Here is a 17134-nt window from a genome sequence, read left to right as displayed (position 1 = left end):
CAATGACTGTTGAAGTTTTGGACGAACGCCCCCAACCGATTAGTATTGCTCAACGAGCGTATCAAGCTTCCTTAAAATTGGGGATTACCAAGGGAGCAGACCGCAGCCGTGCGGTATTGGCGATGGCACGGGCACTTGAGCGCTCATTTGACGACATTCTGGAAGCCAACACCTTGGATTTAGAAGCCAGTCGGGAAATGGCAGTGCCAGAGTTGATATTAGACTGGCTAAAGCTGACTCCCACCAGGCTAGAGACGACCGTGGACATTTTACAACGGTTGGGGGAACTATCAGATCCGCTGCGGCGCGTCAGGAATGCTGATTACCAATTGGAAGATTCCCAAAGTTACTCCCAGCTAATGCCCTTAGGAGTGATTGGGTTTATTTATGAGGCATTTCCTGATTTAGGGGCGATCGCAGCGGGTTTTTGTATCAAAACTGGCAATAGTATAATTCTCAAAGGCAGTACTGAAGCCAGCCATTCTAACGCGGCCATTGCTTCAGTCCTGCAAACTGCGATCGCGGAAGTCGGATTACCACTGGGCTGCCTAGAACTTATCACAGCAGAGCATGGCGCTTCAATTCGGGATTTAGTCACCCAAGACGAGTACGTGAATTTAGTGATTCCCTACGGACGTTCCAGCTTGGTGCAGCAGGTGGTAAGACAGTCAACTTGCCCAGTCTTAAAATCAGCAATGGGCAATTCTTACCTCTACTGGTCGCTAAATGCCAGCTTAGAAATGGTGCGGTGGATGATTCTCGATAGCCATCAGAGCGAACCAGATCCAGTCAATGCCATTGAAAAAGTGCTAATTCATCGTCAAGCCTTGCCATCATCCTTAGCAGTTCTGTGGAACAGCTTAATGGAAAAAGGCTTTGAAATTAAAGGCGATGCAGAACTAGTAGAAGCCTTTCCCCAATTGCAATTGGTGAAGGAAAACGAATGGGGAAACCCTTATTTAACTAGGACAGTAGCTTTTAAACTGGTGGATAGCTTAGAAGCTGCGATCGCGTGGATTAATCAATACAGCAGTGGTCATGCCGACTGCATCGTTACTGAATCCTACCAGGAAAGTCGGCAGTTTGCTTTAGGAGTTAACAGCGCCTCCACCTACATCAATAGTTCCCCGCGTTTTTCTCGCAACCCCTCACGGGGAGATTCAGTATTTCTCGGCATGTCTAACCAAAAAGGTCATCGCCGCGGATTTATCAGCCTGGAAACTTTGACCACCGTGAAGCACATCGTTCAGGGGAATGGCAGGTTTTAAATTGAATGGGGCATGGGGCATGGGGCATGGGTCATGGGGCATGGGAAGACAAGGGAGACAAGGAGAATAACTCTTTACTCAGCATGGGCTAAACGCCCCGCTACCGCTAACAGCAATTTCAATGCCCTATGCCCTATGCCCCATGCCCTATGCCCCAATAGAATTTTAAACTTAACATAATCTTAATTTCCGCTTGATCCTGGATTGCTAAGTTTCTTGTGTTTGGTTGGGCAGCAAGTGGGAGAGAAGTCAAATCAAGCCATTGTTTGCATTTTTGGCAGCTGACTCCACCAAGTTTGTCAACTATATCTAGATCTGGGTAAAGGTGAATATGGAATTTATGGATTGTGAGACTCTGCTGGCAAATCGGTGTAGACGGCGGAGTTTTTTGCTGGGTGCAGGATTCTTAACAGGATTAACAGTAGCTAGCCAATGGCATCCGGTACTCGCTAATTCTAGGTTTTCTGGCTATCCATTCAGTCTTGGTGTGGCTTCTGGCGATCCTTTACCGGATGGGGTTGTGATTTGGACGAGACTCGCTCCTAATCCTCTCAATGGAGGTGGGATGCCATTCGTAAATGTCCCAGTGCGGTGGCAAGTTGCCCTTGATGAAAAGATGACAAAGGTGGTGCGTCGAGGAACAGTGCTAGCTACACCAGAGTTAGCACACTCAGTACACGTTGATGTCCGGGGGCTAGATCCTGACCGTTGGTACTGGTATCAATTTCAAGCGGGTAGAGAAGTTAGCCCCATTGGGCGGACTCGCACAGCACCAGCATCTTATGGCTATATCTCAAAACTAAACTTTGCTTTTGTTTCTTGCCAAGACTGGCAAAATGGCTACTATACGGCTTATCGCTATTTGGCTGAGGAAAACCTCGACCTTGTGGTTCATCTCGGTGATTACATCTACGAATACGGGCCACAACCTGGCGGCCCACGCCAGCATAATGGCCCGGAAATCCTCACTCTTGCCGACTACCGCAATCGCCACGCCTTGTATAAAACTGACTCGAATCTCCAAGCTGCTCATGCTGCTTTTCCTTGGATTGTCACTTGGGACGACCATGAAGTTGATAACAACTACGCTAATTTAATTGCTGAAGACAACCAAACCCAAGAAGCTTTTAAGAAACGGCGAGCCAATGCTTACCAGGCTTATTATGAACACATGCCTTTGCGTCAGTCTTCATTGCCCAAAGGCCCAGACGCGCTGCTTTATCGGCGGTTTACTTTCGGTAATTTAGTTGAGTTCAACGTATTAGACACTAGACAGTATCGCACTGACCAACCTTGTGACGATGGACTCAAGCCACGTTGTGCCCAAGCTTTTGATACTAATGCTACGATGACTGGCTCAGAACAAGAGCAGTGGTTACTAAAAGGCTTAGACAAATCGCGATCGCGTTGGAATGCGATCGCTCAACAAACCATGTTCGCTGAGTACAATTTTAATAGTAATCCCGGTCCTGGTGTGTTCAATGTAGATCAGTGGGACGGCTACGTAGCTGCACGTAATCGGCTTTTAAATTTTCTCAACCAGCGCAAACCCTCTAATCCAGTGGTAATTACTGGAGATATCCATTCTAGTTGGGTACATGACCTGAAGCTTGATTTTAGTAATCCAAACTCACCAACGGTAGGTACAGAGTTTGTAGGAACCTCAATTACCTCTGACTTTCCCACAGGATTTATCGCTCCAGTTAAAGCTGCCCTACCGAATAATCCTCATACTAAGTTCTTTGATGGTGCTTTCCGGGGATATGTTCGCTGTCAGCTTACCCCACAAACTTGGCAAAGTGACTACCGAGTTGTATCTAGCATCGTTGATTTGAATGCCTCTGTCAAAACCCTAGCTTCTTTTGTAGTCCAAAACGGACAACCAGGAGCGCATTCAATTTAGGAACTGGGGACTGGTGATTGGGAATGGGGAGTGTGGGGAGTCTGGGGGGAAAGATTTCTTCCCCATGCCCCATGCCCCATGCCCAATGCCCAATGCCCAGTCCCTTCTAATTTGGCTTCCCTGTAATCGTAAATGCTGCCCAATAGTAAGGATGATTATAAAGTTTTTTATCTGATGTCATTTTGCTATTTCTATATAATTGTGTTGCTAAATAAGCTCTAATTCGTACTTCCTCAGGATGTAGATTGTTGAGTATATCTTCATACCATTTTGTCAGTTCTCCAGCAGTTAGTTCTTTGAGCCATAGTGTTGCTTCAGCTAAGGCTTTAATTGCTGATTTATCAGGCTGTAATCTTCGGTAAAATTCTATGATTACCAAGGCGCTAGCGGAAGATTCTACAGTCCAGAGAGTACTTACTACATGAGGAACGCCCTGATTCAAAAAACCATTAACTAAACTTACATATTCGCTGCTGGTAATGTAGGTGCTGGTAGTGGCATTTTCACAGGCAGAGAGGGTAACAAGGTTATAACTTGCTAGATTTTGTTGACAAATTTCTTCTAAAGTGAGTTTATCTTCACCTGCTAATGCCAATTCTGATTTTTTCGGTTCACCTAAATTATTCGTGGCATAACCAGTAAAGTGAAAAATATTGTAGTTATCAAATAATGCATTTTGGACAATATCTTTCGTAGCTTGTGCGCCCTGAATTCGCTGGTTATTAACAAATATTTCGCTGACAATTTCCGATTCAAGCTTGGCAAATTTTAGTGCAGGATAACCTGCGCTTTCAGGATACTCAATACTGAGTAACAACTGATTTTGCCACGGCAACATTTCTTGATTTTTTATTGATAAACCTATCTGGGCACTAGGCAAATAAGTAACGGTGAAATTTGACTCGATATTTGGTAAATTTTCCTCAGATGGAGAAGAAATATGAAAAAGGGTATGAATCGGCAATCTGTACAAATCGCGGTGAGGAATTAAAATCAGTTGGGTGATGCCTTCAAGTTCTTGAGCAATTGTGGAAATATTCAGAATTTCATAAAGCTGTAACAGCTTTTCTTCCATATCCACTCGCCAAGGATGCTGAGTTTTACTTTCTTTATCTTGGGCTGTGGTGCGATATTCTTGGTATTGTTGATGCCAATCTTCTAGCCAATTTTCAAATTCAATCAAGCGCCGCACTGCTTCGGGTAGGGGCAATTCATTGAGACGAATGGTCTCTTCTCCTAAAGCGATCGCCCCAACATCTTGAATGGGTGTAAACAGTAGAATCGGTGATGGCGCTTGGTCTTTGAGAATGAAAGTTTGTAGGGCGACTGGACTAATATGCCAGTAAATAATTGCTGTTGTGGGATTGAATAGTTCTTGAATTGCACCATAATGGGGCGAATAAATATTATCATCCCAGCCAAAAAGCAGCCAATTTAAACAAGTATTTTTGCCCTGTTCGGCAATTTCCCAGGCTTCTACGACATCACCGTAATCTACAGCTAAATCAACTGCCAATTGATCGAAGCCGACAAATTTCAAAGCTAACTGTTTTTTACTTTCTTCTGAACGAGTTTCTTCATTCAGTAATTGTTGCAATAAATCTCTACCTCGTTGCAGTAATTCTTGAAGTTGTGTTGTTTGTCCCAAACCCATTAGCACTTTGCTTAGGGATTGCAAAACTTCTAAATGCAACAGGGGAAAATATTCTAAGGTGAGAGTTAACAGCGCTTGATGATACTCGGATGCTGCTTTGCGCCAATAATCACGGGGATTAGGCTGTTTTTTACCTTGGTCGTAATAAGTATTACCGATCGCTACATGCAATCTACCCCAACCTTCTGGGTGAGTATCTGTACGCAGATGCTTTAACCCTTCTTCGTAGGTGGCTAATTTACCTTCGTAGCCTACCTGTTGTAAGGCGGGATTTGTTGCGGTGATACTACTCGATAAATTCCGCAACAAATCCGCATCCACTAAATTACCAACGGCGGTTCCCCTACCAATCCAAGCTTCCCAGTAATCTTGTTTAATTTGCAAAGCGTTGTCATAACAAACGATCGCTTCAGTAAATTGTTCTAAATAAAACAATGCCACTGCTTGATTATACCAGGCTAAATGGAAGTCGGGTTTAATGGCGATCGCTTGCCGATAGGAAGTGATGGCTTCTTGGCGGCGTCCTAAGTTATCTAAAGCTACACCCCGGTTGTACCAAGCCAAATAAAAGTCGGCTTGAACTGAAAGTGCTTTGTCCCAAGAAGCGATAGCATCTGACCATCGTCCTAAGTTAAACAACACTACACCCCGGTCTATCCACACTTCGTGGTAGTCTGGGTCAATTTCTAGCGCCCTGTCGTAAGATGTAATCGCTTCTGCAAATTGTTCGCCTACAGCTAGTGCTATGCCTCGGTGATACCAATTTTCTTGGTCTTGTGGGTGTAAATCGAGGGCTTGGTCATAGCTAGAAATTGCTTCCCGTAGCCAGCCTAACTTCAGCAGTGCTAAACCTTTACTAGACCAAGCTTCTTGGTAGTCTGGCTTGATTTCTAAAGCTTTATCAAAGGAAGCGATCGCTTCTTCAAAGTATCCTAGTTCTCCTAGAGTTCCACCCCGGTAATACCAAGCTTTGTAGAAGTCGGGTTTGAGTTGGATAGCTGTTTCATAAGCGGCGATCGCTTCTTCAAAACGTTCTAAATGAAACAGCGTCAAGCCGCGATTAAACCAATATTCCCAAAATTCCGGTTGTAGTTCAATGGCTTGGTCATAAGATGCGATCGCGCCTAACAAATCTCCTGTTTTTGCTTGACTTAGACCTTGATAAAACCAAGCTTGAGCTTGGTTAACAGGATCGTTGCCATAGCGCTCAATAATACTTGGAGAATTGCTGCTTTGAACTGCCAAATTAGAAGCAAGTTGCTGCACTAAATTGCTGCTTTGATCCAACCTCACCCACAACTCATCTAAAGTATTAGCCACATTTGGCTCTAGATTCGCTAAAGTGCTATCCCAGTTTTGTTCTGAGTCAGTTGTTGCCAATTCAGTTTTTTGCCTCGCAGGAAGCAGATTTGCTGCTGTTCTAGTTTGAGTATCTTCCTCTTCATCGTCCCACCTCAGCTGAGTTAATGTAGCGATCGAATCTTTTGCTGGGGGGAGAGGGAAATTTTCAGATATTGTGCTTTGGGTATCTTCTGCCTGATACTCCAATATCACTTCTTCTAAATCCTCCCTCGATACTTCCTCAACAAAGGCATTTTCCGATACTGGCGTTACTGTTTGGGTATCCGGGTCATCATAGTCCCATAACTCTTCGCCTAAATTACGGATTAAGTCTTGTCCTGGCGAAGTTACGATAATTTCTTCATCATTTGCAGTTTCTATGACATCTGGCTCATCATACTCCCATAACTGTTCCCCTAAGTCGCGGAGCAGTTCTTGGTCTGGAGTATTTTCTGTGACATCTGGCTCATCGTACTCCCATAACTGTTCCCCTAAGTCGCGGAGCAGTTCTTGGCCTGGAGTCAATTCGACTAGATTTTCTGCCTGATTGTCCTCATCCTCTATTTCTGTTTCTATTTCTGTGGGTAAGTTTTGCATCAGCCGTATGCCAATCTCATAGGCAACATCTCCAATTCTGCCGATACCAAGTTCTCGCAGCTGCACCATCTGTATTGCTAACTGCGGATTCGGTGTGGGTGAAGCTAGTAAGTTTTCGCCAAACGTCACCAACCAATCTACCCAGCGTTCAGCCGGAATGCGATTTTCGATTCGTTGCAGATACCTCAATGCCCATTGGCGTCCTCGTCCTTGATACACGCCTTCTAGCAATTGGATAAACAATTGTTCCAAATCAGCATCGGTTAGTTCTGGTAGAATCTCTACCAGATTATGTCCTCTTGCACCCTTAAAAGAACGAGTCTGCTTAGTTGCAATGAGGCGTTTTAAAAACCTTTTAAGCGACTGAGATATCCGCCTGAGCATCTGCCACACTCTTGGATTTTGTTTTTCTAGATTGTAGCCATCGTTGTGTTAAAAAAGTCATGAATTACGTGAAAACCCATTATATCCGTACAGTGTTTCTGTGGCAGGCTAGCAAAAAATACACAAAAGGTCAAGAATGCAGTATTATAACGCTACAATTCCAAAACTCAACTCTAGACTTTTGCAGCCCTGATACCACCGTATCAGTTTTCTTGAAGAATACAGTCGCAAGAATCTAGGCAATGCACAGGGTTTTGTTGACCGTGGCAATTTTAGATCTTAGATTATTTCGCTACTCCTGCACAGGAGCAAGCTAGACACCCTGTCACTTGTAGGCGGAAAAATCCAAAAATTTAGTCGCTCTCTAACCCAAGAAAGGACAGGATTCATTACTATACTATTGCCTGTTGCCTGTTGCCTATTGTCTGCTTAAAGGGCTTGGTAATTAATTTTCTGTTTGCTCTGGAGTCGATTGGTCGCCGGAATACAATTGACTAATTAATGCCTGCACCAGTACTTGTGGATCGTCAGTTTCAACAGCCAGCTGCTGGGCAATTTGATGGCGTAAATTTTCATCGTGCTGCAACATCACAAATAATTCTTCTAGGGTAACAGTTTGATATTCTCCCTCTGGTAAATTTTCTTCTTCATATGTTTCCTGGGATGCTGGGGCGGCTGGTTGAGATGGCAAATTAGTACTCACAGTATCTGGCCCTGCATATTCCCAAACTGGTTCGCCTTGATTGCGTTTTAACAACTGCATCCCGATATTATAGGCAACATCTGTGATTTCTCCGATGCCCAACTCACCGAATTGCACCAACCGTGCAGCCATTTCATTGTTAGGCGTGGGTGATGCTAGCAACCTGTCACCAAAGCGTCTCAACCACTCGACCCAGCGTTCAGTTGCGATCCGATGTTCAATATTTTGCAGCCACTTACGTGCCCAAGCTTCACCTCGTGCTTGATTTACTCCTTGCAACAGTTCGTTGAAGAGAAATTCCAGATCCGTATCAGTTAGAGGTGGTGCTGGTTGTTTTTGCACATTCCCCCTAACTTTTGAGGCAGTCTGTTTTCTACCAAATAAGCTCCCAAAAAGCTTTTTGAGCCATTGAACTAGCCGCTTGAACATCTGCTGCACCATTGAGTGTTGTTTATCTTTAAGATTGTAGCGATCGCATTGCGCTATGGCGTTACTTCCGTCAAGAAAATTCGGGATTCGGGCAAGGGGGTAGGGGGCAGGGGGAGCAGGGGAAAAGGTTAAAGGTTAAAGGGAAAAGGAATAAATTTAATCTTTCCCCTTTTCCCCTTACCCCTTTCCCCATGCCCAATGCCCAATTTTTAGAACAAATGTACTAAATGGTATGCTATAATTCGGATGCATCGATGGTGAAATCATAAAAATATGTTCTCTTGGCTTGCTTCTCTTAGTGCCAAAATTTACAGATTAAATATAGTGCAATTGGTATGGCAACATCGACAAATAAAGCAGGTGCAAGAGATTAAAATAATTGAATCCCAAATTCGACTCGGTGCTATTAATCAACGTTAAAAGGCATTGAAGTCCATATTTCCATGTCTTACGAACCCCTGCACCATAAGTATCGCCCCAAGAGTTTTGCTCAACTGGTAGGTCAAGAGGCGATCGCCACCACCCTCACCAATGCGATCGGCACATCCAAAATCGCCCCCGCCTATTTATTCACCGGGCCTAGAGGTACGGGGAAAACTTCTAGTGCTCGAATTCTGGCTAAGTCTCTAAATTGTCTCAAAAGTGACAAGCCCACCGCCGACCCCTGCGGTGTTTGTGATGTTTGTCAGGGAATTACTAAAGGCTATTCCTTAGACGTAATTGAAATCGATGCGGCTAGCAACACTGGTGTCGATAATATCCGGGAGTTGATTGAAAAAGCTCAGTTTGCTCCTGTGCAGTGTCGCTATAAGGTTTATGTAATTGATGAATGCCACATGCTCAGTAATCAGGCATTCAACGCGTTATTAAAAACACTAGAAGAACCGCCAAAGCACGTAGTTTTTGTATTGGCAACAACAGACCCACAACGGGTGTTACCGACAATTATTTCACGTTGTCAGCGGTTTGATTTTAGACGTATTCAGCTAGAGGCGATGGTTAAGCATTTAATTGCGATCGCCTCTAAAGAAAACATTAATATTTCACCCGATGCTGTAACTTTGGTAGCCCAACTTTCTCAGGGGGGTTTACGGGATGCCGAAAGTTTGCTAGACCAATTGGCTTTATTACCAGGTGAAGTGACGCCTGATAAAGTTTGGGATTTGGTAGGGACGGTAAGCGAACAAGACTTATTAAAGCTGTTAAATGCGATCGCTCAAGACAAACCAGAAGCAGTTCTCGACTATACCCTCCACATTTTAGATCGCGGTCGAGAACCGCTGACTATTCTGCAAAATCTCGCCGCTTTTTACCGCGATTTACTGATTGCCAAAACAGCACCCAATCGCCACGATTTAGTTGCTTGTACTCAGCAAACTTGGAATGCACTGGTGGAGTTTGCCCAAAACTGGCACATGAGCACGATTTTGGCAGGACAAGAACACCTACGAACAGCTGAAGTGCAAATCAAAAACAGCACCCAGCCGCGTTTGTGGTTGGAGGTAACAATATTAGGACTGTTACCCAGTGCAACGAATATTCAGCCACAAGCCCCAAGTTTACCATTGCAAGTTAATACACCTGCTGTATCTCCAAAGCATCCTCCAGCAGTTGCCCAAAATCATTCAGCCTCTTCCATACCTTTAACTAATGGGCAAACAGATCGTAATTCTGGAAACCATCATCAACCAGCTGCCCCAAATCACGCTGTGACATCATCTACGCCAGATGAACGGCAAACAAACCACAATTCAGAGAAGCATAATCAACAAGCTGCCCCAAATGGCGCTGTGAAATCATCTACGCCAGATGAACGGCAAACAAATCACAATTCAGAGAAGCATAATCAACAAGCTGCCCCAAATCACTCGGTGAAATCACTTAGCCCAGATGATAGGCAAACAAATCACAATTCTGCTAATAACTCGGTTTCATCACTAACCCCAGAACCCTTACCCTCTGAGAAAAGTGAACCAGCTACCTCCTCAGAAGTTGTTGAAACGCCGCAATACGACTTAACTCAAGTTTGGCAGCAGGTACTCGCTAACTTCCAACCAATCTCAAGGCGAGAACTGCTACGTCAAATGTGCCAACTTATAGAGTTCGATGGTGCAGTGGCTCATATTGCCATCAAACAGGCATGGTATGAAAAAGTTAAATCCGATCTACCTATAATTGTCAAGGCTTTCCAGCAGACTTTTCAACGTGAAGTTAAGGTAAATCTAGAAAAAGGAACTTCATTAAACTCTACCCCAGCTAAAAAAGCTCCAGTACGGCAAGATTCTACTCGCCCTCAGCAACCACCTACTCCCATTTCCAATGGGCAAATTCCGCCTTCAGCACCAGTACCACAGCCAGCTACTCCACAACCAGCACCAACACCATCAGTAAAAACCGAGTCAGCATCCAGAAATGGCAATGGCGTGAATGGAAATGGTGTAAAACCTGTGCCTCCTCCACTAACCCAAACACCCCCACCTAATTGGGAACCGGATGAAGTGGCGATCGCAGCTCAACGTTTAGCAGAATTTTTCAACGGTCAAATTATCCGCTTCACAGATGATTCAACAGAATTTTCTGATTCTATGCCTACACCTGAATGGGTAGAAGAATCAGAAGTTGATGATGAATAAATTGGGCATTGGGCATTGGGCAAGCAGGAAGTGTGGGAGGTGTGGGAGGTGTGGGAGGTGTGGGAGGTGTGGGAGGTGTGGGAGGTGTGGGAGGAAAGGGAAGCATAAATTCTCTTTTTCCCCATCTCCCCACACTCCCCTCTCTCCCCACACTCCCCACACTCCCCCATCTCCCATGCCCCATGCCCTATTCCCCAACCCCAGTATGCAAGGTTTTCACCCATTTCAGGCGCTTTGGTCTGATGGACATACGGGCGGTTGTACTGCTCATAACTACTAGCCAATGCAACATGTATAAACTGCCGCGTATAGTCTGTAGTAGTAAGGTAAAATACGTAGAAAATGAAAATTCTCGATCTTGACGTATCCGTCTCAAGCCTGTAAACATGCCTACCATCGACATGCTGACGGATAAGGTTGTGATGGGGCTTAATATTGGTGGACGATGACGAGCGATCGCCATTAATAAATCTGGTACTGCTGCTGTGGGCAAAATGTACATAATCAGCATAAACATCAGCAAATCCCAGCTTTTGCGGGTTCCCATGCGATTTTTGAGAATTAAATCCCAATAATCCAAGTAGCGCTGATATCCGCCTTCTGCCCAACGGTTACGCTGATGCCAGAGTGCAACTGCTTTTGTCACTCCTTCTTCTTGCACTGCTGGATGAAAAACACACTCAATATCCCATTTTTCCAAATGCAAGCGGATTGTTAAATCCAAGTCATCGGTAATGGTTTCTTCATTCCAGCCACCACAGCTTTGTAAAGCTGAACGCCTGACAAATTGACCATTGCCGCGCAGTTCGCCAATTCCACCAAGGGCTGTCCGTTGTTGCTGAAACCAGGTATCAAGTGCCATTTCTGCCATTTGACCCTTAGTCCAAAAATTTTCTTTGGCGTTGGCGATCGCTTTTCGCACTTGCACCGCCCCGACATTTTCCCTTTGGAATAAAGGTATTACCTGTGATAATAAATCTGGTGTTACTTGGGCATCAGCATCAAATACTGCAATGATTTCGCCCTTGGAGAGCGGTAGTACTTGATTCAACGCCCCTGACTTACCGCCACCAGCGTCTGCTGAGCGGGTAAGTACTTTGAGTTTGTCATATTTGTGCTGTAATTCTGCTAATAAATGGGGCGTATTATCAGTGCTGCGATCGTCAATTATCCATACTTCGTATTTGCCATCTGGATAGTCCAGATTACAAAGATTTTGGGCTAATTTACCAATTACCGCTTCCTCATTTTTCGCAGCCACTAACACAGATACATAGGGATAATCTCCCTGCATTTCTTTTGGTGAGCGACGAGGTTTAGTAAACACTACCACCAAAGCATGAAGACCTAAAACGGTGGTCAATCCTAATATGAATATGGATGCCCAAGAAACTAAATGCAGAGCGATCGTGCCACTCCAGACGATAGTCAAGACCAGAGCTGCTTTACGTCTACGGCCTTGAAACCGGGATGGTAGAGACACAGATTCTGTCTCTAACACAGACTCCTCATCTACTGAGAGGTCAGACAACAAGGAGTTGAGTGGATCAAGCTCTTGATAAGAATCTTTTTCGGGCCAGGAATTCGCTGGCATAGGTTGCGTTGCTTGATTCAAAAACCACTATTTGTCTACAGTTAGTAATTTTACGGACAAATATCCCTAACTACTTTTCCCGATATTAACTCGGAATGGGTAAACTGTAACACCCACTATCCCTTAGCCTAGAGCTTCTGGGACTACCATTTTTGTCACTGCCACTGTGTTTAATTCCCTTAACATTAACCACATTTGCCACTCTTAGACGCAAGCTTGATTCCTTTAATAGGCTCTTAGCCAGGAAGCTTGTAGAGTATGGAGCTTCACCAATGGAAACTCTAGTTTAGGCGAAGCGATCGCAAGGCAGCAGCACTTTATTCTGGGAACAAACAGCAATAACCGCATCCACCACTTTATAGCAGGGATTTTTTAGTGTATTGCCCCCAACTTCGATAAAAGTTAATGCAGCCTTATTGTAACCGAAATTTTAATATTTCTTAGCAGTAACTTCATTTATTGGGTATGGGGCATTGGGCATGGGGAGGTGTGGGAGGTGTGGGAGGAAAGGGAAGCATAAATTCTCTTTTTCCCCATCTCCCCACACTCCCCTCTCTCCCCACACTCCCCACACTCCCCCATCTTCTATGACCCATGCCCTATTCCCTACTATGTGCCTTAGAGACATTTTTTGGGAATACTACTAAGAGCCTATCGCCAGTTGCCAACTAACTTGAGGAGTATTGAATAATGTCTATTGAGCAACTCCAACCAGCTACTCAACAACAAGCCAGTGTTTACTTACCTTACGTTCAGGGTGCTAAAAGGAATCTTTTACCTTTTGCCATTAGTCTTTATCAAAAAGGGGTTTTGGAGGGACATCGAAAAATAGAAGCTAGCGAACATGTCCCTTTTGTTGCTTCTTGGAATGTTGCTACCCTACCTTCAGATTTAACGCGTTGTCGAGTACAGTTTGATGGCAATGCTGAACTGAGTTACGAACTGATGATGGCGAGTTTTGAGTTTATTAATTATTTAATTGAACTTATGGAAAACTATAAACGTTATCGTGCTACCGATTTTTCACAGGGATTTTATCGCAAGCTTTTACGCATAGATGAATGACGGAATTCTCAATTCAGAATTGATCGGCCAGAGTTCTTTGATAACCAAACCTCAAAACCACTAAGAAAATCAATAAATTATAGCAAGCTCGATTTTCAACCAAAAGCTGCATTTTGATTTCTAACTCTGGAATCCTTCGAGTTAAAGCGTTCCGAAAAATAAAATTCCCGATTTTTTAGAAAAATCGGGAATCTCAAGTAAAAAATATTAATTTTATTGAGCGGTGTCAGCAGAATTTACTTGCTCATCAAGGTCGCTAAGTTGAATTTAAAAATCAAGAGTTTGCAATAATAAAGTTGCAGATTCACCTTCAATTTCAGTAACTAACCATTGACTTATGTCAGTTTTCACATATTGCATAACGTCGTGGTAATCTTGCTAGATTAAGATATATTCTTTAAATTCCGGAATTGAGCAATCATATAAAAGTGTGTAATAGATTTTTTGTGTTTTTAATATTTCCTATATTATGAGTTTTTGCTTGTAAATAACCTATAATTTAATCACCTGGAAATTGGTTTGATAAATCTAAAGGTATAAATTCAATATGTCCTGTATTGGGATTTTGTACGATTTTCACCAAATGAATATTATCCTGTTGCCGATCGCCATTTGGTTTAAAAGAAATTAAGCCTGTGGCGCCACTTGCTTTAAAATTAGTTTGAGCGATCGCTTGTTGCAAGTTTTCACGACTGGATGATGGTGTTTTTTCTAGGCCTGCTAGCAATACACGAGTTGCATCGTAAGATAATGCACTGTACCAAGTACCTGTTTTTTCCCAGGTTTTCTCCATTTTTTGAGGAAAATCTCGATTCAAATTACTTCTGGAATGCCAAGGTATAGCTACCACTGCACCGGCTTGGTTACCTACTAATGCTTTGAGAAGTTTATTATTGTCTAGACTATCACCACCAACTACTAAATATTTGTTTTGTTTCGCATATTCAATTACCTGAACTGCGGAATCAGAGGTTAGTCCATCAGTAGTTGGTAATAAAACAATTACATTTGCTTTTTGTTGTTTCACCTGATTGATAGTAGATTCTATATTGTCATATAAAGGTAACTCTACTACTACTTTTCCACCTAATTCAGAAAGTCTACCTTTAATTTGCCCTTGCAGAGATTTACTATAGTTATTATTAGGGTTAAAAAATATCGCCGCCTTAAGTTTATTTTCTTTCTTTAAGTAGTCGGCTAAAGTTTGAGCGATGACACGATTGCTAGGAACAACGCGAAAAAAGCAATTAGGATGATTTGATTTACAGGACGTAGATAAAGATTCTGATGTTGCTGTAGCAGAAACTAATAATAGATTGTGTTCTTGATACACTTTAACCGCTACTAAAGTTGTGTCACTTCTAAAATGACCAATAACAGCTATAACATCCCGTTGATTTACTAAAATTTTTGCTATTTTTTGGGCATCTTGTTCTTGATTGTTATCACTAGCAATCAAAACTTTTAGGCCTATTTTTTGAGTTTTATATTTTTGATTAAATTCATTTTGTGCCTGTGCAACACCACGCAATATTTCTTTGCTGGAGTTGATGTTGTCATTATTATTGCCTAGAGGAGCGACAACAGCGATAGTATAGGCATTAATTTTCTCAACTTCTAAGCGGCTGTTATTAAGATAAATCAAAGTTTCGGGGTCACGATCTTTTTGCCACGCCTTCTCTAACCAAGTAATGGCATCTTGATAATTTCCTGCCGCGATCGCCTTTACTCCTTGTTCTTTTTCTGTTACTTTCATATTAATATTTGGTAACAGAATTTGTTCGCCGCAACTGATACGATCGTCTTGGGTAAAATTCCTAAGCCAAATTTTTGAACATCCGTTTACTCCGTTGAAATACCAATAACTAGTAGGTAATCCAATTCCAAATAAAATAGCCGTACCAGCTATCCAAGGAGGAATACGTGGTAAAGTAATTGGATGATTCAGGCGTCGTAAAATTACTTGAGTATTTTCTGGACGATTTTTCCAGTATGGCTCCATCATTTCATCGAGCAAATCGAAAAGCGATCGCCACCTCAATTTCTCTAACCAGTTTCTCCAATAATTTGAGTTAAATATAACTTGGTCGCGCCAAATTAACTTACCTGTTTGGTGGTCTTCTTCCAGATTCAATGGTGGCTTTCCAGTGAGTAAATGCACAAAAGTTCTTCCCAAAGCAAAAAAATCTGATTGCTTCACTACTGTGCCTTTCATTTGTTCTGGCGATGAGTAACCCAGTGTACCAACGATGGTATTTTCATTTTCTTCTTGCACATAAGTTTGTGCTAAATCACGTACTGCTCCAAAGTCAATTAAAACAATTTTTCCATCTGGTTTAACCATGATGTTGGCTGGTTTAATATCCCGATGAAAATAGCCTTGGGCGTGAACTTGCTGTAAAATTTCTAGTATTTGTTTTAAATAAGCGATCGCTAGTTCTAGTGTGATGGGTTTACGATCGCGATTTTTCAACCATTGTTGTAAATTTAAACCCTCAATTTTTTCCATTACCAAGCAGTATAGTGGCTCTGGACAATTTGGAAAGTTCAATTCAAAATATCCATCTGGCTCAACTTGAGGAATTCCTGAATGATTTAAACGAATTAATACTTCAGCTTCTCGCTGAAATAAATTAACTATCTTAGATTTTTTATCTGAATCATTAAATAAAGATAAATTCAAAACCTTGAGTACTTTTTTTGTTCCATTATCTTCTACTTCAAAAGTCCGAGAAAAACCTCCACTACCTAATAAGTTAATTACTCGGTATTTGTTTTCTAGTAACAAGCTTGCCCCACAGTTACGACAGAAAATGTTACCGTTGGCATTCATTAAATCAGCAGGATTTGGACAATTAGGATTGAGACAATAACTCATATAGGATTGCTATATTTGATTTTTGAAATTATCTACGTGGTGTGCGTTGGCGTTGGCGTTGGCTCTCGTAGAGAACCCTCTGACACCAGAAGCGCAACGCAAGCGCCAGAAGCAGGGAGTAGAGGCTGGAGGTTTTTCAAGTTGAATGCGAATTTTTCAAAAATTAAATTACAGTCCTATAAAGCTAAGGGTATTACTTAAGTGTGGCAATATTATTCGATGTTGATTTGTGCCCACCTGCTTAGTAATGTATAATAAATTTCAAAAATTAAGGGTACTTGTCAAGCGTTAAAATACTTGCTGGCCCTGCCAAAGTATGTTGTATGTCTAAATCTGCAATCACCGTTACCGTCAAATTGTTCGCTGCTTATCAAGAAGCTTTTAAGGTTTCAGAACTGATACTGGAATTTCCCAATGGTACCCCGGTGAAAGCAATATGCGATCGCCTCATAGCTGAACACCCCGAACTCTCCCAATGGCGTAACGTTACCCGCTTTGGGATTAATCTGATATTTGTCGAACCTGATACCCTCTTACAAGATGGCGATGAAGTTGTATTAATTCCGCCAGTTAGCGGCGGCTAGCAGAACAATTGGAGTTTGGAGTAGAGACGCGATTATACTCTTAGGAAAAGCTGCTCTTTGAGCGTCTAGGCGTCTGTACAAGTTAGGAGTTAAAGATTGAA

Annotated in this window: 11 protein-coding genes; 6 read left to right on the top strand and 5 right to left on the bottom strand. The window is 42.7% G+C overall.

Annotation, left to right across the window (positions count from 1 at the left end):
• Window positions 1-2 precede the first annotated feature (2 nt).
• Together H6H03_RS23630 and H6H03_RS23625 are read left to right on the top strand one after the other, a co-directional pair.
• Window positions 3-1268 (top strand): glutamate-5-semialdehyde dehydrogenase, encoded by a 1266-nt coding sequence (locus tag H6H03_RS23630; RefSeq protein ID WP_190957501.1) that lies wholly within the window; start codon window positions 3-5, stop codon window positions 1266-1268.
• Between the two features lie 331 nt (window positions 1269-1599).
• The gene (locus tag H6H03_RS23625; RefSeq protein WP_190957500.1) at window positions 1600-3171 is read left to right on the top strand and encodes an alkaline phosphatase D family protein; all 1572 of its coding nucleotides are present in this window, start codon (window positions 1600-1602) and stop codon (window positions 3169-3171) included.
• A gap of 106 nt (window positions 3172-3277) precedes the next feature.
• On the opposite strand, the gene H6H03_RS23620 is transcribed toward H6H03_RS23625, so the two are convergent.
• Together H6H03_RS23620 and H6H03_RS23615 are read right to left on the bottom strand one after the other, a co-directional pair.
• Entirely contained in the window at window positions 3278-7147 is a 3870-nt protein-coding gene (locus H6H03_RS23620; RefSeq protein ID WP_190957559.1) for a CHAT domain-containing protein, read from the bottom strand.
• A gap of 445 nt (window positions 7148-7592) precedes the next feature.
• Complete coding sequence (locus H6H03_RS23615) at window positions 7593-8279, bottom strand: hypothetical protein (protein ID WP_190957558.1); 687 nt, start codon at window positions 8277-8279, stop codon at window positions 7593-7595.
• A 443-nt stretch (window positions 8280-8722) separates the two neighbouring features.
• On the opposite strand from H6H03_RS23615, the gene H6H03_RS23610 reads away from it, so the two are divergent.
• Window positions 8723-10912, top strand: coding sequence for a DNA polymerase III subunit gamma/tau (locus H6H03_RS23610; RefSeq protein WP_190957499.1), 2190 nt, complete (start codon window positions 8723-8725; stop codon window positions 10910-10912).
• On the opposite strand, the gene H6H03_RS23605 is transcribed toward H6H03_RS23610, so the two are convergent.
• Window positions 10869-11096, bottom strand: coding sequence for a hypothetical protein (locus H6H03_RS23605; protein ID WP_190957498.1), 228 nt, complete (start codon window positions 11094-11096; stop codon window positions 10869-10871). The genes H6H03_RS23610 and H6H03_RS23605 overlap by 44 nt on opposite strands.
• Before the next feature lie 3 nt (window positions 11097-11099).
• Entirely contained in the window at window positions 11100-12506 is a 1407-nt protein-coding gene (locus H6H03_RS23600; RefSeq protein ID WP_190957497.1) for a glycosyltransferase, read from the bottom strand.
• A gap of 465 nt (window positions 12507-12971) precedes the next feature.
• Between H6H03_RS23600 and H6H03_RS41430 the strand changes: the two genes are divergently transcribed.
• Together H6H03_RS41430 and ebsA are read left to right on the top strand one after the other, a co-directional pair.
• The gene (locus H6H03_RS41430; protein ID WP_277926178.1) at window positions 12972-13097 is read left to right on the top strand and encodes a hypothetical protein; all 126 of its coding nucleotides are present in this window, start codon (window positions 12972-12974) and stop codon (window positions 13095-13097) included.
• Between the two features lie 99 nt (window positions 13098-13196).
• Window positions 13197-13571: a type IV pilus biogenesis protein EbsA gene (ebsA, locus tag H6H03_RS23595; protein ID WP_190957496.1), complete on the top strand. Its 375-nt coding sequence runs from the start codon at window positions 13197-13199 to the stop codon at window positions 13569-13571.
• 499 nt (window positions 13572-14070) lie between these two features.
• Here ebsA and H6H03_RS23590 read toward each other — a convergent pair whose 3' ends face one another.
• A complete protein-coding gene (locus H6H03_RS23590; RefSeq protein WP_190957495.1) occupies window positions 14071-16449 on the bottom strand; it encodes a bifunctional serine/threonine-protein kinase/ABC transporter substrate-binding protein in 2379 nt (792 codons plus the stop codon).
• 323 nt (window positions 16450-16772) lie between these two features.
• Here H6H03_RS23590 and H6H03_RS23585 point away from each other — a divergent pair, with 323 nt between their 5' ends.
• Complete coding sequence (locus H6H03_RS23585; RefSeq protein ID WP_190957494.1) at window positions 16773-17033, top strand: MoaD/ThiS family protein; 261 nt, start codon at window positions 16773-16775, stop codon at window positions 17031-17033.
• The last annotated feature ends 101 nt before the right edge of the window (window positions 17034-17134 follow it).

It is taken from the genome of Nostoc paludosum FACHB-159 (genome assembly GCF_014698835.1).
GTDB classification, from domain to species: domain Bacteria; phylum Cyanobacteriota; class Cyanobacteriia; order Cyanobacteriales; family Nostocaceae; genus Nostoc; species Nostoc paludosum.
Note: the sequence above shows the minus strand (reverse complement) of the source record. Positions and strands in the feature narration are given on the sequence as shown.